Source organism: Pseudomonas sp. B2M1-30, from assembly GCF_025447575.1.
GTDB classification, from domain to species: Bacteria; Pseudomonadota; Gammaproteobacteria; order Pseudomonadales; family Pseudomonadaceae; genus Aquipseudomonas; species Aquipseudomonas botevensis.
Genome location: NZ_JAOEJT010000016.1, coordinates 130,024 through 148,546, shown reverse-complemented (window position 1 = coordinate 148,546; position 18,523 = coordinate 130,024). Strand labels below are relative to the sequence as shown.

General features: G+C 61.8%; 16 protein-coding genes. 5 read left to right on the top strand and 11 right to left on the bottom strand.

The window, feature by feature from the left end; all coding sequences use genetic code 11:
• Positions 1-240: 240 nt before the first annotated feature.
• Positions 241-1,140 (bottom strand): LysR family transcriptional regulator, encoded by a 900-nt coding sequence (locus N8H74_RS25510; RefSeq protein ID WP_262151223.1) that lies wholly within the window; start codon positions 1,138-1,140, stop codon positions 241-243.
• Positions 1,141-1,300: 160 nt separating this feature from the next.
• On the opposite strand from N8H74_RS25510, the gene N8H74_RS25505 reads away from it, so the two are divergent.
• Positions 1,301-2,320 (top strand): alpha/beta hydrolase, encoded by a 1,020-nt coding sequence (locus N8H74_RS25505; protein ID WP_217834808.1) that lies wholly within the window; start codon positions 1,301-1,303, stop codon positions 2,318-2,320.
• Between the two features lie 81 nt (positions 2,321-2,401).
• A complete protein-coding gene (locus N8H74_RS25500; RefSeq protein WP_262151221.1) occupies positions 2,402-3,829 on the top strand; it encodes a mechanosensitive ion channel family protein in 1,428 nt (475 codons plus the stop codon).
• Positions 3,830-3,929: 100 nt separating this feature from the next.
• On the opposite strand, the gene ycaC is transcribed toward N8H74_RS25500, so the two are convergent.
• The 5 genes from ycaC to N8H74_RS25475 form a co-directional block, all read right to left on the bottom strand.
• On the bottom strand, positions 3,930-4,556 hold the full coding sequence (gene ycaC, locus N8H74_RS25495; RefSeq protein ID WP_217834806.1) for an isochorismate family cysteine hydrolase YcaC: 627 nt from the start codon (positions 4,554-4,556) through the stop codon (positions 3,930-3,932).
• Positions 4,557-4,622: 66 nt separating this feature from the next.
• Positions 4,623-6,461, bottom strand: coding sequence for an amidohydrolase (locus tag N8H74_RS25490; protein ID WP_217834805.1), 1,839 nt, complete (start codon positions 6,459-6,461; stop codon positions 4,623-4,625).
• A gap of 45 nt (positions 6,462-6,506) precedes the next feature.
• A complete protein-coding gene (locus N8H74_RS25485; protein ID WP_262151218.1) occupies positions 6,507-7,133 on the bottom strand; it encodes an antibiotic biosynthesis monooxygenase in 627 nt (208 codons plus the stop codon).
• The gene (locus N8H74_RS25480) at positions 7,126-7,542 is read right to left on the bottom strand and encodes a DoxX family protein (RefSeq protein WP_262151216.1); all 417 of its coding nucleotides are present in this window, start codon (positions 7,540-7,542) and stop codon (positions 7,126-7,128) included. Before N8H74_RS25480 ends, N8H74_RS25485 begins: the two co-directional genes overlap by 8 nt.
• 199 nt (positions 7,543-7,741) lie before the next feature.
• The gene (locus N8H74_RS25475; protein ID WP_262151214.1) at positions 7,742-8,665 is read right to left on the bottom strand and encodes a LysR family transcriptional regulator; all 924 of its coding nucleotides are present in this window, start codon (positions 8,663-8,665) and stop codon (positions 7,742-7,744) included.
• A gap of 196 nt (positions 8,666-8,861) precedes the next feature.
• Between N8H74_RS25475 and N8H74_RS25470 the strand changes: the two genes are divergently transcribed.
• Positions 8,862-9,299 (top strand): AraC family transcriptional regulator, encoded by a 438-nt coding sequence (locus tag N8H74_RS25470; protein ID WP_262151212.1) that lies wholly within the window; start codon positions 8,862-8,864, stop codon positions 9,297-9,299.
• A gap of 3 nt (positions 9,300-9,302) precedes the next feature.
• Here the strand turns inward: N8H74_RS25470 and N8H74_RS25465 are convergent, their stop codons facing one another.
• The gene (locus tag N8H74_RS25465; protein ID WP_262151210.1) at positions 9,303-9,872 is read right to left on the bottom strand and encodes a flavodoxin family protein; all 570 of its coding nucleotides are present in this window, start codon (positions 9,870-9,872) and stop codon (positions 9,303-9,305) included.
• A 337-nt stretch (positions 9,873-10,209) separates the two neighbouring features.
• On the opposite strand from N8H74_RS25465, the gene N8H74_RS25460 reads away from it, so the two are divergent.
• Positions 10,210-13,050 carry a helix-turn-helix transcriptional regulator gene (locus N8H74_RS25460; protein ID WP_262151208.1) on the top strand — a complete coding sequence of 947 codons (2,841 nt, stop codon included), beginning with the start codon at positions 10,210-10,212 and terminating at the stop codon, positions 13,048-13,050.
• Here the strand turns inward: N8H74_RS25460 and N8H74_RS25455 are convergent.
• The gene (locus N8H74_RS25455; protein ID WP_262151206.1) at positions 13,027-14,484 is read right to left on the bottom strand and encodes a helix-turn-helix transcriptional regulator; all 1,458 of its coding nucleotides are present in this window, start codon (positions 14,482-14,484) and stop codon (positions 13,027-13,029) included. The two genes, N8H74_RS25460 and N8H74_RS25455, sit on opposite strands and share 24 nt — an antisense overlap.
• A gap of 90 nt (positions 14,485-14,574) precedes the next feature.
• A complete protein-coding gene (locus tag N8H74_RS25450) occupies positions 14,575-15,525 on the bottom strand; it encodes a GlxA family transcriptional regulator (protein WP_217834399.1) in 951 nt (316 codons plus the stop codon).
• A gap of 195 nt (positions 15,526-15,720) precedes the next feature.
• On the opposite strand from N8H74_RS25450, the gene N8H74_RS25445 reads away from it, so the two are divergent.
• The gene (locus N8H74_RS25445) at positions 15,721-16,443 is read left to right on the top strand and encodes a pirin family protein (protein WP_262151203.1); all 723 of its coding nucleotides are present in this window, start codon (positions 15,721-15,723) and stop codon (positions 16,441-16,443) included.
• A 49-nt stretch (positions 16,444-16,492) separates the two neighbouring features.
• Here N8H74_RS25445 and N8H74_RS25440 read toward each other — a convergent pair whose 3' ends face one another.
• Complete coding sequence (locus tag N8H74_RS25440; RefSeq protein WP_262151201.1) at positions 16,493-17,365, bottom strand: hypothetical protein; 873 nt, start codon at positions 17,363-17,365, stop codon at positions 16,493-16,495.
• 186 nt (positions 17,366-17,551) lie between these two features.
• Positions 17,552-18,427 carry a LysR family transcriptional regulator gene (locus tag N8H74_RS25435; RefSeq protein ID WP_262151199.1) on the bottom strand — a complete coding sequence of 292 codons (876 nt, stop codon included), beginning with the start codon at positions 18,425-18,427 and terminating at the stop codon, positions 17,552-17,554.
• Between the last annotated feature and the right edge of the window lie 96 nt (positions 18,428-18,523).

Here is an 18,523-nt window from a genome sequence, read left to right as displayed (position 1 = left end):
ACATCGAGAGGAGGTGCAGCGAAGCAAACCGTAGGCGATGCCCCCGGATGAATCCCGTAACGAAGGAACCCCGAGCCTAGGCGAGGGGCCGAACGCCGGGGCCAAGCCTTTTGGGTTACCTTTTTGGCGTTTGAAAAAGGTGACTCGCCGTAAGGGCGAAACCATAAGCCGCCGTTACCGAAGCAACGGATATGTACACCCAACAACCCCAACAACCCCAACAACCCCAACAACCCAAAACTAAAGCTCACACTGCGCCGGATCCAACCGCTCCCGCAAAAACTCAATCAACGCCTGCACCGGCCGCGAGGCCTGACGATGCTGCGGATACACCGCCGACAACGTCAGCGGCTCCGGACGAAACTCGTCCAGCACCGCCACCAATCGCCCTTCCTTCAACGCCGCGCCAACAATGAACGTCGGCAGATAAGTAATCCCCATCCCCGCCACTGCCGCATCCCGCAGCAATTCGCCGTTGTTGACCCGCATCCGCCCGGTGACATTCACCAGCACCGGCTTGCCCTGCCCCGCATTGAACCGCCACTGCACCGAACGATTGTGCCCGTAAGGCAGGCAGTCATGCTCAAGCAAGTCATCCGGCTGGAGCGGTGTACCGCGTTCGGCCAGATACGCAGGACTCGCGCAATACACCCGCTCAACAACGGCAATCCGCCGGGCAATCAGGGTCGAATCCTCCAGCACGCCGATACGCAACGCCAGGTCGTAACCCTCGCCCAGCAGATCCACCGGCCGGTCACTCAGGTCCACTTCCACCGTGACCTCGCGATAACGCTGCAGAAACGGCGGCAGCAAACAGCCCAGATGCGCCAGCGCAAACGACAGCGGCGCACTCACGCGGATCGCGCCGCGAGGCTCGGCGGTCTGCCCCGCTATGCCCTGCTCCACGTGTTCCACTTCGCCGAGCAAGCGCAGCGCCGATTCGTAATAGCTCTGGCCCAGCGGCGTCACGTCCAGACGCCGGGTCGAACGGTTGAGCAGGCGCACGCCAAGCCGCTCTTCCAACTGCATCAGGCGACGGCTGACGAACTGCTTGGACAGCCCCAGTTGGTCGGCGGCGGCGGTGAAACTGCCGGAGTCCATGACCTGGCAAAAAATACGCATGTCTTCGAACGGGTTCATTGTCACTCTCTGGTTGACAGTTAAACGCTTTATAGCCGCTTTTTCACTTTTCGGCATCTCATTAATCTGTGCTCACGGTGTTGCTGAGGCCTGACCCCAGCGCCACAGCAGCCCGCACTCAAGGCAAACAACTCAAAAAACATTCAAAAGGATTTCCACCATGAACATCGTCAAGAAAACCCTCACCGCTTCCCTCCTCGCCCTGTCCGTGAGCAACGCATTCGCCGCCGGCAGCCCGGGCGTCGAACACAACACCCAGGCGTTCCTCGAAGCCCTCGCCGCTGGAGGTGGCAAGCCGCTTGAGCAACTGAGCCCGAAAGACGCCCGTGCCGTTCTGACCGGCGCCCAGGCTTCGGTGAAGGTTGACCTGTCGGGGGTTGAAGTCAGCGACAAGGCGATCAAGGTCGACGGCCAGACCCTCAACCTGAAAGTGGTGCGTCCAGCCAAGGTCAAAGGCGAGTTGCCGGTGTTCATGTTCTTCCACGGTGGTGGCTGGGTACTGGGCGACTTCCCGACTCACCAACGCCTGATTCGTGATCTGGTGGTGGGTTCTGGCGCGGTCGCGGTGTACGTCGACTACACACCGTCGCCGGAAGCGCAGTACCCGACCGCGATCAATCAGGCTTACTCGGCAACGAAGTGGGTAGCCGAACACGGCAAGGAAATCGGCGTCGACGGCAAGCGTCTGGCGGTGGCCGGCAACAGCGTCGGCGGCAACATGGCGGCAGTGGTGGCGCTGATGGCCAAGGAGCAGAAAACCCCTGCCCTGCGCTTCCAGCTGTTGATGTGGCCGGTGACCAACGCGCAGTTCGACGACGGCTCGTACCAGCAATTCGCCGAGGGGCACTTCCTCACCAAAGGCATGATGCAGTGGTTCTGGGACAACTACACCACCAACCCGGCCGAGCGTGCGCAGATCCATGCCTCGCCGCTCAACGCCAGCGCCGAGCAGCTCAAGGGCCTGCCCGCCGCCCTGGTGCAGACCGCCGAGTTCGACGTGCTGCGTGACGAAGGCGAAGGCTACGCCCGCCACCTCGATGCGGCCGGTGTGCCGGTGACCTCGGTGCGCTACAACGGGATGATTCACGATTTCGGCCTGCTCAATCCGCTGAGCCAGATTCCGGAAGTGAAAGCGGCCGTGCGGCAAGCGGCGGCTGAACTGAAGACACATCTGAACTGATGCCCCGGCACTCGCCACACCCGACGGTGTGGCGAGTTTTTTTATGTTCAACCGGCCGGTAATCCGGTTCTGGAGCCTGCGATGTCCTTTCTTTTCGCCCACCTGCTGTCCTGGAGCGCCGTGTTGCTGGTGCTCGACGCCGTGCTCTGGCACCTCGCCCCGTTCCGCCATCGCGCCCCGCGAGTGGGTGTGCGGCTGGCGCTGTTTCTGGCGTTCAGTGCGCTGATCATCAATGCCGGCGTCAGCCCGTTGCAGACGCCGTTGTTCGCCGATGATCCGGTGGCGCAACTCGGCGCGACGGCGCTGGGCATTCTCTGGTGGCTGTACGCCGCGCGGGTCGTCACCGAGGTGTTCGGTCTGGTGCTGATGCGCCGCATCGGGCACAGCGGTCGCTTGTTGCAGGACGTGATCGGGGCGCTGGTGTTTCTCGCCGCCATCGTTGCCGCCGCCGGTTACGTGCTGGATCTGCCGGTCAAAGGTCTGCTCGCGACGTCCGGGGTGGTGGCGATCGTGGTCGGTCTGGCCTTGCAAAGCACGCTGGCCGACGTGTTCTCCGGCATCGTGCTGAACACTACCAAGCCGTATCAGGTGGACGATCTGGTGGTCATCGATGGCGTCGAGGGCAAGGTGCTCGACATCAACTGGCGCGCCACGCACCTGCTCAGCAGCGCGGGGACGATGGCCGTGGTGCCGAACTCGGTGGCAGCCAAGGCCAAGATCGTCAATCTCAGCCGGCCGAACAATCTGCATGGGGTGTCGATCAGCATCAAGGTGCCGAATCACATCCGCCCTCGCCGGGTGCTCGACGCACTCGACCGCACCCTGCAAGGCAGCAGCAGCCTGTTGCTGAACCCGGCGCCGAAAGTGGTGCTCAAAGAGGCCGGCGAAGAGATGTCCGAATACGTCGCCAGTGGTTTCATCGCCGAGTTGAGCAAGAAAAGCGACGTGCGCAATCAACTGTTCGACCTCGCCCATCGCCACCTTGAAGCGGCCGGCATTTCCCGCCATCCGGACGGCGTGATCGAGCCGTCGAGCCGCGCTCGGGCCTTGCTCGACGAAGTGAAGATCTTCCGCTCCCTGAGCCATGAAGAACGCGATCGCCTGGCGGAATCGATGGTCGCGCAGCAGTACAGCGCTGGCCAGGTGGTGCTGGATCTGGATGAAGTGCCGGACAGCCTGTTCGTGATTGCCACCGGCGTGGTCAGCGCCAGCGTGCCGGATGGCGCCGGGCAAACCGAGGCCGGGCGGATGGGACCAAGCGAGGTCATGGGCGAGCAGAGCATCCTCGCCGACACGCCGTCGCAGGCGACGTTCACCGCGCTGACGTCGAGCATCATCTATCGCATCGACAAGCGTCTGACGCGCGAATGCATGGAGAAGCGTGGGGAGGTGACGCGGGCGTTGAATAAGTTGCAGGCAGTGCGGCAGCAGAACAGTCGGCTGGCGTTGATGGCCAAGCCGGTGCCGATTCGCAAGGGTGGGTTTTTGGGGTGGTTGCAGAAGCGTTGATGTGTACGACATGGGGTCATTCGTGATCTTGAGATCGCTGACCGCGAACACCGCAAAAAAAATGCCCGCACATCCGTGCGGGCATTTTTCCATCACCGCCTTACTTGGCAGTGAACTTGGTGTAGCTGTTGATCAGGTTGCGGTAGTTCGGCAGACGCTCGGACAGCAGGTTTGCCAGACCTTCCATGTCGTTGCGCCAGTCGACTTGCAGCTCGCACGCCACAGCGAACCAGTTCAGCAGGTGTGCACCGGCAGCCGACATACGCGCCCAGGCAGCCTGTTGCACGGTGGTGTTGAAAGTGCCGGAAGCGTCGGTCACCACGAACACTTCGAAGCCTTCGGCGATGGCCGACAGGGTCGGGAACGCCACGCAGACGTCAGTCACGACACCGGCGATGATCAGTTGCTTGCGACCGGTGGCCTTGATCGCTTTAACGAAATCTTCGTTGTCCCAGGCGTTGATCTGGCCTGGACGGGCGATGAACGGTGCGTCCGGGAATTGCGCTTTCAGCTCAGGCACGATCGGGCCGTTCGGACCGCTGTCGAAGCTGGTGGTGAGGATGGTTGGCAGGTTGAAGAACTTGGCGATGTCGCCCAAGGCAAGGACGTTGTTCTTGAACTCGTTCGGCGAGAAATCCTGCACCAGCGAGATCAGGCCGGTCTGGTGGTCGACCAGCAGCACAACGGCGTCGTCTTTGTTCAGGCGGCTGTAAGGAACGTTGCTCATTTGAAACTCCTCGGGTGATGGAGAGGTGAAGCGCCGGCCACGATGGCCGACGCCTTGTTGCAAGACTCAGAACGCGAAGCAGGAACAGCCGAAGGCGCCCCAGAAGCCGGCGAAATCGCTCACCGGCACATTCGACATACGGGCCTTCTCGTGACTGTGGGTATGCACGGCGCACGGGCCGCTGCATTGGTGAACCTGCGCCTGCAACGGCGCATTCGGCCGCCAGTGGCCCGGGACTTTCGCCACCGGCGACCAGTCCGGCAGCACCGGCAGGCTGACCGGGCCGAGTTTTTCGAAGTCCCCGGCGCCGTAGACAATCTTGCCGCCGACCACGGTCAGGACCGATTCGATCCACTTGATCGCCTCTTCCTCGACATGGAAGAAATCCGCGCTCAGCGCCGCCAGATCCGCCAGTTGCCCGACCTTGATCTGGCCCTTCTTGCCCTGCTCGGACGAGAACCAGGCACTGCCGTGGGTGAACAGTTCCAGGGCGGTGGTGCGCGGCAAGCCTTCCTCGTACAGGGCCAGGCCACCGACGGTGCGACCGCTGACCATCCAGTACAGCGACGTCCACGGGTTGTAGCTGGAAACGCGAGTGGCATCCGTACCGGCGCCAACCGGCACGCCTTCGGCGAGCATGCGCTTGATCGGTGGTGTGGCTTCGGCGGCCTGTTTGCCGTAGCGGTCGACAAAGTATTCGCCCTGGAACGCCATGCGGTCCTGGATCGCGATCCCGCCGCCCAGCGCCCTCACCCGCTCGATGTTTTGCGGGGTGATGGTTTCGGCGTGGTCGAAGAACCATGGCAGGCCATTGAACGGAATGTCGCGGTTAACCTTCTCGAACACGTCGAGCATGCGGCTGATCGATTCGTTGTAGGTCGCGTGCAAACGGAACGGCCAGCGCTGCTCGACGAGGTGGCGCACCACCGGCTCCAGCTCCTGTTCCATGGTCTGCGGCAGATCCGGGCGCGGTTCGAGGAAGTCTTCGAAATCCGCCGCCGAGAACACCAGCATTTCACCGGCGCCGTTGTGACGCAGGAAGTCATCGCCCTGATGCAACTTGACGCTGCCGGTCCAGTTCTGGAAATCGGTCAGCTCTTCTTTCGGTTTCTGGGTGAACAGGTTGTAGGCAATGCGGACGGTCAGTTGCTCGTCCTTGGCCAGTTGCTCGATGACCTGATAATCGTCCGGGTAGTTCTGGAAACCGCCGCCGGCATCGATCGCGCTGGTCAGGCCGAGGCGATTGAGTTCGCGCATGAACTGGCGGGTCGAGTTGACCTGATATTCCAGCGGCAGCTTCGGCCCCTTGGCCAGGGTCGAGTAGAGAATCATCGCGTTCGGCCGCGCCACCAACATGCCAGTCGGGTTGCCACTGGAGTCGCGCACGATCTCGCCGCCCGGCGGGTTCGGCGTGTCGCGGGTGTAGCCGGCGACGCGCAACGCAGCGCGGTTGAGCAACGCGCGGTCATACAGGTGCAGGATGAACACCGGGGTGTCCGGTGCTGCCTGGTTGATCTCTTCGAGGGTCGGCATGCGTTTTTCGGCGAACTGGAATTCGTTCCAGCCACCGACCACGCGTACCCATTGCGGCGTTGGCGTGCGGTCGGCCTGCTCCTTGAGCATGCGCAGCGCATCGGCCAGGGACGGCACGCCTTCCCAGCGCAGTTCGAGGTTGTAGTTCAGGCCGCCACGGATCAGGTGCAAGTGCGAGTCGTTGAGGCCAGGGATCACGCAGCGACCCTTGAGGTCGACAACCTGAGTGCCGGCACCGCGCAGGGCCATGGCCTGGGTATCGTTGCCGACGACGACAAAACGTCCATCCTTGATCGCCACAGCGCTGGCGAGCGGTTTTTCGCGGTCTACCGTATGAAATTGGCCATTGAACAGAATCAGATCGGCGTTCATCGCAGTTCCTTCGAGATAAGTGAAACGGAGCCGGGATCCGCCGCTTCAGCGCGGCGGATTGGCGTTGGATTCCAGGTGTTCATGAGGCTGACTCGCGGTCAGCCATGGCGCGAACAAACGGGTTGCGGCCGGCATGCAGACGTACACCACCGACAGCACGATGGTCAGGGTGATCAGGAACGTCGCGACCACGTAATTGGAGAGAAAGGCATTGAGTTGCAGCAGCGGCCCCCAGATCAGCGGCACCAGCAAGGTGTGCGGCAGGATCACCAGCAGCGTCACCACGGCCTGCTTCCAGCGCGGTGGCGGCGACGCGGCATCGGCCAGTGGCGCGAACCAGAACTCGTTGACCTGATTGACTTCGGTCTGGTCGCCATCGGCGAGCATCGGCGCCGCTTCATCGATCAAGGCCTGACGCTTGGGCGAATCGAGCCAGCGCTGCATCGCCTCGGTCGAACAGAAGCGCAACACGCAGGTGAACAGGTCGAGGCCGCCGTGCTTGCTGCGCATCACATCCACGCCCAGGTGCCCTTCCTCGCGCCCCGCCACACTGACGATATTGCGCAACCAGGCCTCATAGGGCGCCTCGAAACCGGCCTTGACCCGATGCTTGACGATCAGCGTCACAATCTCATCGGCTCCCGGTGCTTTCAGGGACAGGGATTCAGGCATAACGCAACACTCCGGGCAGACGAACATTGAGCGCCAGCCGTCCAGGCCCGGCGATGAAGACAGTGGTAAACAGGATCAACAGCAGCCAGCCGAACTGCCCTTCGGCCACACTCCATTGCGGATGCACGACCAGCAGTGCCACCAGCAGCACAAACAGAATAGGCAAGCAGGCCAATCTCACCAGCAACCCGGCGACGATCAGCAGCGGACAGAGAACTTCGGCGAAAATCGCCAGGCTCAGGGTGAGGTGGGCACCGAGGTGAAACGGGTCTTCGATCAGTTGCAACTGCGCGGAGAAATCCAGCAGCTTGGGCAAACCGTGGACCCACAGCAGAAACAACCCGCCACTGACCCGCAGGAACAGCAGACCGGCGTCTGGCGCCCATTTATTACGTTGCGCGGTGTGCATGGCTCCACCCTTGATCGATCATTGACCGCCATGGTGCAACGACGAGGGTGGGGAAAATTGGATGTACGTGCTCTCTTTGTTCTCACGCACGCCAGATAGCCCGTGAGCACGAATCGCCTGGGCTGAAAACGCCAGTCTTCGGTGGATAAGGCTCTGTGCGCTGTCGATCAACCCCCTTTTCCTCCGGAGAGGGCCAGGATCAGGAACCCTGGGTATCCAGCGCCACCGACATGAACTGATTGATCCGCGAGCGCAGCCACTTCTCGGCGGGATCGTTGTCATGCACCCCGCTCCACGCCATCGACAACTGCGCAGCATCGATCGGGAACGGCGGATCCTCGGCGCGCAGTTTGCCGCCCTCCACCAGCGCGCAGGCCGCGTAATCCGGCACGGTGGCGATCATTTCAGTGCCCGCCAGCAACGCGCGCAGACCGCTGAATTGCGGCACGCCGAGAACCACCCGGCGCGTCCGTCCGACCTTGGCCAGGTCCAGATCGATGTTGCCGCTCAGATCGCCGGAGAACGACACCATCGCATGGGGCCGGGCGCAGTATTCGTCAAGGCTCAGCGGCCCCGGACGGTCGTCGCCGCGCAGGACTTTGCAGGGAATGTCGCGCAGCTTCTTGCGTTTGGCGTTGGCTGGCAGATCCGTGGTGTAGCTCACGCCCACGGAGATTTCCCCGGAGGCCAGCAGCGCCGGCATCAGCAGGTAATTGGCACGACGCACCACGACCACGATCCCCGGCGCCTCTTCCTGCAACTGACGCAGCAACGGCGGAAACAGGCCGAATTCGGCATCGTCCGACAGGCCGATACGGAACAGGTCACAACTGGTGGCCGGGTCGAATTCCTTGGCCCGGCTGACCGCACCAGAGATCACGTCCATGGCCGGTTGCAGTTCTTCGAGAATGGACAGTGCCCGCGCCGTCGGCTCCATGCCGCGCCCGTTGCGCAGCAGCAGCGGATCGTCGAACAGATCGCGCAGGCGCCCCAAGGCCGCACTGACCGCCGGTTGCCCCATGAACAGCTTTTCGGCAACGCGGGTCAGGTTCTTCTCGAACATCAACGCTTCGAAAATCACCAGCAGGTTCATGTCGACACGACGCAGATCGTTACGGTTCATGGGTATTTTTCCTTTTATGCCGGACGCAAGTGCTGCGCACTTTACTCGATCCCGCGCCTGCTCGACGGCGCAATTAACAACGTTTAACTCGTCAGCCTCCGGTCACCGCCCAACAATGAATTGCTCTGCGCAGCGTTGTTTTATTGACCCGAGGGAAAGCGCTGACCGTGCGTTCCCCCCGACACGGACTTTGGCCATGGCTCACTTACAACCAACCGTCGCCAGCGAACCGCTCAAGAGCAGCACTGGCGGTCTCAGCCCGCAGCGCGAACGCCTGGTGAAACAACTGATCCTCGACCGCCTCGGCGACAGCCTTGAAGTCACCGAGCTGGCCCGTGCCTGCTGCCTGTCGCGCAGTCACTTCTCGCGGGCTTTCAAATGCAGCACCGGGCTGTCGCCACAGGACTGGATTCGCACCCAACGCATCGCCCGGGCCAAGCTGTTGATCCAGCACACCGACCTGAGCCTGACGCAAATCAGCCTGGAATGCGGCTTCTGCGATCAGGCGCACTTCTGTCACATCTTCACCCGCAGTGAAGGGATCAATCCGTTTGCCTGGCGCTGTCGAGAGGTGCGCAATCCGAAAAGCAAAACGTCGCGATCCTCGACAACGCTGCAACGGGCCTTCCTCTAGGATTTATTGCTGACTCATGCGTTGCGCCAGGCGCGCCACACGCTCGCCCAGGTGCGCGGCGGTGCGGCGATCTTCCAGCGGCGGGGCGTATTCCGGCGGCTGCTCGACACAGGATTGCGACATCGCCCCGAGAGAGCTACCGAGACGGTTCAACTGGCCATCGAAGAGACCGGCGGCAGAACGCGCCGGGAGCAGATCCAGGCCCACCCAGATCATCGAATGCTGCGCGGCGAACACCGCCATCTGCAACAGGGTGTTGAGCTTGTCGCCGCACAGGCTGCCGGAATTGGTGAACCCCGCGGCGATCTTGTCGCGCCAGGGCCTGGCGAGGTAGAACGCCGCCGACGCTTCCATGAATTGCTTGAACGCCGCCGACGCGCTGCCCATGTAGGTCGGCGCGCCGAAGATGATTGCGTCGGCGCGGTGCAGCTCGTCCCAGTGCGCTTCGACATCCTCCACCGCAACCAGCCGGCAGGCACTGCCCAAGTGGCGCTCCACCCCTTGAGCCACAGCCTCGGCCATGACTCGGGTATGCCCGTAGCCACTGTGATAGACCACCACTACCTTGCTCATTTGCAGCGTCCTCCGGGACGTATGCATTCCATTACCCGAAGTTTTGGACGTAGTGCTGCTGCAGGACGAGTTAATCGTTGTTAATTTTTCCCGGTCGTCGGGTGCCCCGACACAGGCTTCGACCTTTAAATACAGTGGTTGCGGCGCCCGACGCCGATGCCGGGGCAAAAATGCCCCGGAGCCTGCGCATTGCACTGACGCCAGATCCTGAGGAATATGCTCGGATATCGCGGATCAGACGGTTTGCGCCACTTCAAGCGCCGATCCGCCCTGCCCGTCACCGAATCGTCGCCGAACGGGAGCAGGATCATAAAAAAAGCATCGCAGGAGTGAGCTGTTGAGTCTTTCCCCGAATCAGGCCATCGGTTTCGGCCCCTATCGGATTCATCCCGGACAACGCCTGGTGCTCGAAGGCGACCAGCCGTTGCGCCTGGGCCGGCGTGCCATGGACATCCTGCTGATCCTGCTGGCCCACCCCGGAGAGGTGGTGAGCAAGCAGCAGTTGATCGCCGGGGTGTGGCCGGACAGCGTGGTGGAAGACATCAACCTGCGAGTCCACATGGCAGCGCTGCGCAAGGCCCTCGGCGACGGTCAGGCCGGGCAGCGTTACATCGTGACCGTGGCACAGCGTGGCTACAGCTTCGTCGCGCCGATCGCCCTGCAATCTCTCGACAGCCCGCCTCCCGCCAAACCCGGTCGGCACAACCTGCCGCTGCGCCGCACGCGGATGATCGGCCGCCAGTCGCTGGTCGACAGTCTGATGACGCAATTGCCCCGCCAGCGCTGCATCACCCTGGTCGGCCCCGGCGGAATCGGCAAGACCACTGTCGCCCTGCGAGTGGCCGAACAACTGATCGGACGCTATCGCGACGGCATTCGCCTGCTCGACCTGGCGCCACTCAACGATGCACGGCTGATCTGCTCGCACCTGGCCGGCCTGCTGGATTTGTCGCTGCATGACAGCGAGCCGCTGGCCTGCCTGATCAACAGTCTGCGCGACCGGCAGATGCTGCTGGTGATCGACAACTGCGAACACCTGATCGATGCCGTGGCCCTGCTCGGCGAGAGCATTTTGCGTGGCGCGCCGCAGGTACACATTCTGGCCACCAGTCGCGAGAGCCTGCGCGCCGAAGGCGAGTTCGTGCAGCGTCTGGAGTCCCTCGACTGCCCACCGCCGATTGCCGTACTCGACCGCGAACAGGCGATGGGGTTTTCCGCGTTGCAGTTGTTCGTCGAACGCGCGATGGCCGTTCACGAAAGTTTTGAGTTGAGCGACGCCGAGCTGCCACTGGCGAGCGAAATCTGTCGGCGGCTGGACGGCATTCCGCTGGCCCTGGAACTGGCGGCGGCGCAGGTCGCCAGCCTCGGGCTGGACGGTTTGCTCACACAACTGCAAGGCCGTTTGCCGACGGGTAATCAGACCAGTCTGGGCCGGCATGAAACCCTGCGCGCCACGCTGGACTGGAGCTTCAACCTGCTCAGCCACTGCGAGCAGATCTGCCTGCGCCGGCTGGGCGTGTTTCGGGGTGGTTTCACCCTGGAGTCCGCCGCTGCGGTGATCGTCGGCCAACAGGTCGAACCCGGTGAGGTGTTCGCTTCGATCACGCAACTGGTGGGCAAGTCGCTGCTCAGCGTCGAAGTGGGCGATGAAGAAGTGTTTTATCGCTTGCTCGACACCACTCGCCGTTATGCGCTGGAAACGCTTGAGCGGGCCGCCGAACTCGGCACAACCCGCGAGCGCCACGCCGAACGCTGCCTGACATTGATGCATCAGGCGCAAAACGATTGGGAAAATACCCCGACCGGGGTGTGGATCGAGCGCTACAGCCGTGGCCTGGAAGATTTGCGTGCCGCCCTGTACTGGGCGTTGCACAGCGAGGGTTCGCGGGATCTGGGTGTGCGGCTGGCCGCCACGTCTGCCCCGCTGTGGCAGGAATTGTCATTGCTCAAGGAATACGGCGGTTACGTGCGTCAGGCGCTGGCGGAACTGGAGTCCTCGAGCGAACCCTGCCCGCGACTGGAAATCGCCCTGAAACTGGCCCTCGGCAGCGCCTGCTATCACACCTGGGGCGGCACCCCGGAAACCATTGCCGCGTTTGTCAGCGCGCGTCTGCTGGCGCAACAGCACGATGACATGGCTGGCCAGTTGCGCGCGGTGTCCGGGCATATGGCGGTCAACCTCAGTTGCGGTCACTACCAGATGGCGCTGGAACAAAGTGAACTGTTCGATCGCCTGGGGCTGGACGGCGATCCACAACTGTTACTGAGCACCCACCGCCTGCGGGTGCTGGCCCTGCATTACGCCGGCGACCAGTTCCAGGCACGGATTCACGCCGAACAGGTGATTCAGCGCATGGCCCACAGCGGCCACCTCAACCGTTTCACCCACGGTTTCGGCGTGCAATACGACCAGAGCGTTGCCTCACTGACCGTCCTCGCCCGGGTGCTGTGGCTGCAAGGCTTGCCCGAACAGGCCTGGCGCACCGCGCGGCAGGCACTGGATATCGCCGTGCAAATCGATCACGGCACCTCGATTTGCTACACCCTGGCCCTCGCCAGTTGCCTGATCGCCCATTACAACGGCGACCAACAGAACGCTCGCGCCTTGCTGCAACTGCTGCTGGAACAGGCGCAGAAACATTCGGTATTGCTGTTCCACACCTGGGGCCGGCACTACGCGCAGGTCATCAATGCCGGTGCCGAGACGTTGGCGCCGCCGAATAACAGCGGGTTGATCAAGGAAATCATGGTCACCCTCGACAGCGCGTTCATTGATGACGACTTGCTTGCGCGGGCGAACAGTGGCGCGGCGGGCTGGAGTACAGCGGAGATTCTGCGGGTGCGGGCCGAGGGGTTGTTGGCCGAGGAGTCGAGATGTCTGGACGAACCTCTTGGCGGGCTTGCCCGCGAAAGCGCAAGAGCAGCGGCCAGCAACTCGGAGCTTGCCGAAACCGTGCTGCAGCAAGCGCTGTCCATTGCCCGCCGCCAGGGCGCCCTGGCCTGGGAACTGCGCAGTGCCACGTCACTGGCGCAATTATGGCAACGCCAGTCGCGCCACCACGAAGCGCTGCAACTGCTGACGCCGATCTACCAGCGCTTCACCGAGGGCTATGCGACCCCGGACTTGCGCAAGGTCCGCGCGCTGCTTGACGAGTTACACCGCCAACTGCACGCCTGAAGCCCAGCGGGTGCGGTCAATGTAGCGGGCGTGCCGACGCTCGAAGTCATTCAGCTCGCCACTGTGCGCCAGCTGTTCGCAGGCATAGCGGCGCGTGGTGTTGAGCATCCGGTAACGCAGCACCGCGCCGCCCCGCTCCACGCTCAGCAGTGACTTGTCCGCCAGTTGCTCGACCAGCGCCACCAGCGTCGAAGCAGGCAACCGGGCACAACTGATCACGCCAATCGCCGCATCCAGCGTGAACGCCATTTTGAATACCGACAGCCGTTGCAGCACTTGCCGCTCGGCGTCGCTCAAGCGTCCATAACTCCAGTCCAGCGCGGCTTTCATCGACTGATGACGGGATACTGCAGTGCGCCGCCCATGACTCAGCAGTTGCAGGCAATTATCCAGTTGCGCCTGCACACCGACGATTGCCAGCGCATCGATTTGCGCAGCCGCCAGTTCGATCGCCAGCGGTAGCCCATCCAGCCGCCGGCAGATATCGCGCACAGCCTTCAGATCCTGCTCGCGCAAACTGAAACCCTGTTGCCGCGCCCGGGCACGACTGACGAACAACTGCACCGCCGAGTGACTCATCACTTCCTCGACACTGTTCAGCGCAGTGGATTTGGGAATGGCCAGGGGCGGTAATTGCTGCACGGTTTCCAGCCCGACCTGCAACGCCTGGCGACTGGTGGCAAGGACCGACAGGCGTGGTGCCGCACCCAGCAGTTTTTCCAGCAGCCCCCGGCAGGCCTCGCGCAAATGCTCGCAATTGTCCAGCACCAGCAAGGCATGGCACGCGGTGAGTGTGGTGAAATCGGTATCGAGGGTGCGCAGCACATGTTCGAGCAACGACGTGGAGCTATCGATCTGCGAGAAGTCCACCAGCCAGACGCCATCGGCAAAATGTTGCAGCAGCAACTCGGCCGCACGCAGGGCTACGGTGGTCTTGCCGACCCCGGCCGGTCCGGTGATCGTCATCAGTCGCGACAACGGCAATTGCCGCACCAGACCGCCAATCAGCGAGTCGCGGCCGGTGACCGGCGTCAAACGTGCCGGCAGATTGTGCTGAGGCGCCTGCAGAGTTTCGAACGCCACCTGCGGGACACTGTCGCCTTGCACCGGGGCGACAAAACTGTAGCCGCACTGTGGCACATTGATGATGTAGCGCTGACCGTTTTCGCCATCGCCCAAAGCTCGACGCAGCGCGGCGATGTGTACGCGCAGGTTGATCTCTTCCACCACGGAAGTCGGCCACACCAGAGCGATCAATCGCTCCTTGCTGACCACCCGGCCGGCACGCTCGACCAACACTTGCAGAATGTCCAGCGCACGCCCCCCCATGCGCAGTTGCCGATCCCCTTCGAGGATCAGCCGTTGGCGCAAGTGAAATGCGTACGGACCAAAACGCAGGACCGACGCCGAACTCAAATCGTTGAGGCTGTTCATGACCGCTATCTTCGCAGCCCTCGGTGACGGAACAAGTCTCACGCAGGGCGCAACACGGACATCCGGGTGCGCCAGACGGACAGAATCGCTCTAGCTGAACTGTTCGCGGTACTGCGTCGGTGTCAGTCCGAGCTTTTCGCCGAACAGAAAACGCATGTGGCGCACACTGCCGAAACCACTCTTGTACGCCACGGTTTTCAATGGCAGGTCACTGGTTTCCAACAAGTTTCGCGCGCAATCGATACGCGCGTTCTGCAGGAACTCCATGGGTGTCATGTTCACCTCGCGGGCGAACACCCGGGCAAAATGCCGCGCGCTCATGTTCGCCAGACCGGCCATGCGCTCGACGCTGAACGTTTCGTCGAGATGCTCCAGAACATGGTTCTGCACGCGGGTGATCGGGGTTTCCTGAGGCGCCACCGCTGCCATCAACGGGCTGAACTGCGCCTGCCCGCCCTGACGCTTCATCACCACCAGCAGCACTTTGGCCACATCCTGGGCGAGTTTCTTGCCATGGTCATGGGCGACCACCGCCAGCGCCATATCAATGCCGGCGGTAACACCGCCCGAAGTGATGAGATTGCGATCCTCAACGTAGATCTGATCGGTCTCGACGATGGTCTGGGGAAAACTCTTGATCAAACGCTCGGTGTAGTTCCAGTGGGTGGTCGCGCGAAAGCCGTTCAACAGGCCGGCATGACCGAGCACGAAAGCCCCGGTGCAGATCGACCCGTAGCGCTGACTGCGCTTGACCGCACCCGGCAGCCAGGCGAGCAGTGGCGGATGTTTTTCGTTGTAGGCCCCCGGACCACCCGGCACCAGCAACAGATCAAAACTGTCGTCGACCTCATCGATATGCCGGTCGGCATGCATCAGAACACCGTTGGATGCGCGCAACGGCCCGCGCTCGGTGCCGAGGGTGACCAATTGATAGTGGTCTTGTGCTTTCAAGTAGCGATTCGCCACCGAAAACACTTCCAGCGGCCCGGCCATGTCCAGCAGGAGAAACTCGGGAAACAGCACCATCGCTACAGTTTTCATGGAATGACATCACTGAAATCAATGAACAGTTATAAGCCGCCGCATTATGGCGAGTAAAACGCTCAGGTAAAACCGCGCAAAACTGTCAACTGCAAGGAGACAGTATTTCAATTTTCATCTACTTATTACACAGATCGGTTAACAGTAACCTTCTCCTCACTCGGACGAATTCACGTCCTGAAAGGAGATTTCATCATGCTGACCCTTCGCAAAGCCTCCGATCGTGGCCTCGCCAATCATGGCTGGTTGAAGTCGTTCCACACCTTTTCCTTCGCGAGCTACCGTAACCCTCGCGAGCAGGGTTTTTCCGACCTGCTGGTGATCAATGATGACCGCGTCGCCGCTGGCAAAGGCTTCGGCCAACACCCGCACCGCGACATGGAAATCTTCTCCTACGTGCTCGAAGGCGCGCTGGAACACAAGGATACACTCGGCACCGGCTCGGTCATTCGTCCCGGCGATGTGCAACTGATGAGCGCCGGCAGCGGTGTGGCCCACAGCGAGTTCAACCACTCGGCGAGCAAGCCTGTGCACTTCCTGCAAATCTGGATCGTGCCGGATGTCGGGGGCGCCAAACCGCGCTACCAGCAAGAGCACTTCAGCTCGCAAACCAAACGGGGTCGCCTCAAGCTCATCATTTCTCCGGAAGGCACCGATGGCTCGCTGAAAGTACGCCAGGATGCCCGTGTGTATGCCGGCCTGTTCGACGGAGCGGAAAGCGCAACCCTGAAATTGGCTGCCAACCGCTATGCCTACGTGCATGTCGCTCGCGGCAGCGTTGAACTCAACGGCGTGCAATTGCAGGAAGGTGACGGCGTGCGGGTTCGCGAAGAACAGGCACTCACCCTGAGCAACGGCATCGATGCCGAAGTACTGGTGTTTGATCTGCGGCCTCAGGAGTTGCCGGAAATGCCATGAGGCATGACTTCATCACCCACAAAAAACGGCCTTCATTGAAGGCCGTTTTTCATTCTGTCGTGGCTGATGCCGGCATCACCACTGACGATGTATTCGCATCCTTGACGGCCTGGATCACCGACAACGTGGTCTGCATCGCTACCATGACGTTGGCCTGGTTGGCATACATGGCGCCCACCAGTATCGCCACGGCAGCGAACAACTGCACGACAGCACCTGCGTAGTGACTGCGTTTGAAACTTACAATTTGCCTCGTATAGTCTTCCGCACGCTCTTCAGCCTTGACGACCCGTTCGAACATCAATTCGAGACGCTTGTCGCGCTCCCGTTGAGCGATGTCGTAGGCCTTACGCCCCTTCTCGCGCTCCTGCCGAGCAATAACCTCGTTTTTTTCGCGCTCCCGTCGTTCTTTTTCATGCGCTTTCTGCCATTCCTCCCGAGCCTTCTGCTGAGACTGCTGCCATTCCTGCCGAGCGGCTTCCTGCGATCTCTGGAACTCCTGGCGAGCAGCCTCCTGTGATCTCTGGGACTCCTGCCGGGCAGCCTCCTGTGATCTCTGGGATTCCTGCCGGGCGGTCTCCTGTAATCTCTGGGACTCCTGCCGGGCGGCCTCCTGAGTTTTCTCCCATTCCAGCCGGGCACGCTCCTGAGCACGTTTCTGCCGCAACATCAGCCGTTCCTGCACTTTCAGCCAATACTGCTGGTGTTCCTGTTGGGCCTTGTCCCGCTCTGCTTGAGCCGCAACGAACGTATCAAGGCTCGCGCGCAGGGCATCGACTCGAGCGTCCGTTTTCACCTCGATCGCTTCGAGCCTGGCGTTGAATACATCACTTGTCTTGTCGTTCATGGAGTCGATACCGTCAGATTCACGGGCCATGTCACATTCTTGAAATTGGCTGAATTCCCTTGCAAGCAATTCCACACCTCTGCTGCTTATCAATACGTCCCTGATTGATCCCCTCCCAGGCGAGCCATCCGCCCCGCAAGAGGTTTCAGAAACGATAAGGCCGAGTCCACATGACTCACAAGCCAGCGGATTCCGGTGCAGTTGTAGGCAAAATCTCCAAGCAATGTAGTTGGCTAAAACCACTCAAACGGCGCGCCCGCACTACTCATTTTCGGCTGCAAACGCTTCGACAATCTGCGTGATGACCGCCTTGACCCTCGCCGTATGGCGCAAGTCGGCGTGGGTCACCAGCCAGACCTCGTAGGGCAACGACCGTGTTCGCTCCGGCCAGAGTCGAACCAGCCCGTCACGATTCCCCATGTAAACCGGGACTTCTCCTACACCAAGGCCAGCAGCGATCGAGCGGCGGCCCAGCAGACTGGAACCCAGACTCGCGACAATGCGCCCGCGACTCACGGGTTCGTTGACCAGCGTCATCTCCTGGCTGCGCTCCAGATACGGCTGATAGACGACCAGATCATGCCCCTCGAACGCCGTACCGGGTGTCGGTACGCCGTGGGCATCGATATACGCCTGCGATGCAAACAGCCCCACCGGCCAGCGGGCGATGCGTCGGGCGATCAGGTCGGGATTGTCCGGGCGTGCATTGCGCACGGCGATGTCGGCTTCGCGCTTGGCCAGACTGAGCATCTGCGTGGTGGCGTCCAATTGCACGCGCACATCCGGGTGCCGCTCGTGCAATCGCGCCATTGCCGGGATCAGGAAGTCGATCGCCAGCGAATCGGTGGTACTGACGCGGACAGTTCCGGTCAGACGATCGTCCAGACCCTGGATCTGTCGCTCCAGTTCCAGCGCCGAATGTTCCATTTTTTCCGCAGATTTGAATGCCGCTTCACCCACTGCCGTCAGCGCATAGCCCTCAGAGGTACGCAGGAACAGCGTGGCGCTCAAGGACCTTTCCAGCGCGTTGATGCGCCGCCCCACCGTGGCCTGATCCACACCCAACACCCGCGCGGCGCCACGCAACGTCGACTCGCGACAGACAGCGAGAAACACCCGCGCATCATCCCAATTCATCGTTTATTCCACCGCTGCAATTTCGCATCATCAAGCAGCGAAATCGCTGCATAAACGCAGCAACGATAGCCGATATGCTGGGCGCCATAAACACTG

Coding starts and splice junctions, on each gene's coding strand:
- N8H74_RS25510 (WP_262151223.1), bottom strand. CDS start 1,140: ATGAACCCGTTCGAAGACATGCGTATTTTTTGCCAGGTCATGGACTCC.
- N8H74_RS25505 (WP_217834808.1), top strand. CDS start 1,301: ATGAACATCGTCAAGAAAACCCTCACCGCTTCCCTCCTCGCCCTGTCC.
- N8H74_RS25500 (WP_262151221.1), top strand. CDS start 2,402: ATGTCCTTTCTTTTCGCCCACCTGCTGTCCTGGAGCGCCGTGTTGCTG.
- ycaC (WP_217834806.1), bottom strand. CDS start 4,556: ATGAGCAACGTTCCTTACAGCCGCCTGAACAAAGACGACGCCGTTGTG.
- N8H74_RS25490 (WP_217834805.1), bottom strand. CDS start 6,461: ATGAACGCCGATCTGATTCTGTTCAATGGCCAATTTCATACGGTAGAC.
- N8H74_RS25485 (WP_262151218.1), bottom strand. CDS start 7,133: ATGCCTGAATCCCTGTCCCTGAAAGCACCGGGAGCCGATGAGATTGTG.
- N8H74_RS25480 (WP_262151216.1), bottom strand. CDS start 7,542: ATGCACACCGCGCAACGTAATAAATGGGCGCCAGACGCCGGTCTGCTG.
- N8H74_RS25475 (WP_262151214.1), bottom strand. CDS start 8,665: ATGAACCGTAACGATCTGCGTCGTGTCGACATGAACCTGCTGGTGATT.
- N8H74_RS25470 (WP_262151212.1), top strand. CDS start 8,862: ATGGCTCACTTACAACCAACCGTCGCCAGCGAACCGCTCAAGAGCAGC.
- N8H74_RS25465 (WP_262151210.1), bottom strand. CDS start 9,872: ATGAGCAAGGTAGTGGTGGTCTATCACAGTGGCTACGGGCATACCCGA.
- N8H74_RS25455 (WP_262151206.1), bottom strand. CDS start 14,484: ATGAACAGCCTCAACGATTTGAGTTCGGCGTCGGTCCTGCGTTTTGGT.
- N8H74_RS25450 (WP_217834399.1), bottom strand. CDS start 15,525: ATGAAAACTGTAGCGATGGTGCTGTTTCCCGAGTTTCTCCTGCTGGAC.
- N8H74_RS25445 (WP_262151203.1), top strand. CDS start 15,721: ATGCTGACCCTTCGCAAAGCCTCCGATCGTGGCCTCGCCAATCATGGC.
- N8H74_RS25435 (WP_262151199.1), bottom strand. CDS start 18,427: ATGAATTGGGATGATGCGCGGGTGTTTCTCGCTGTCTGTCGCGAGTCG.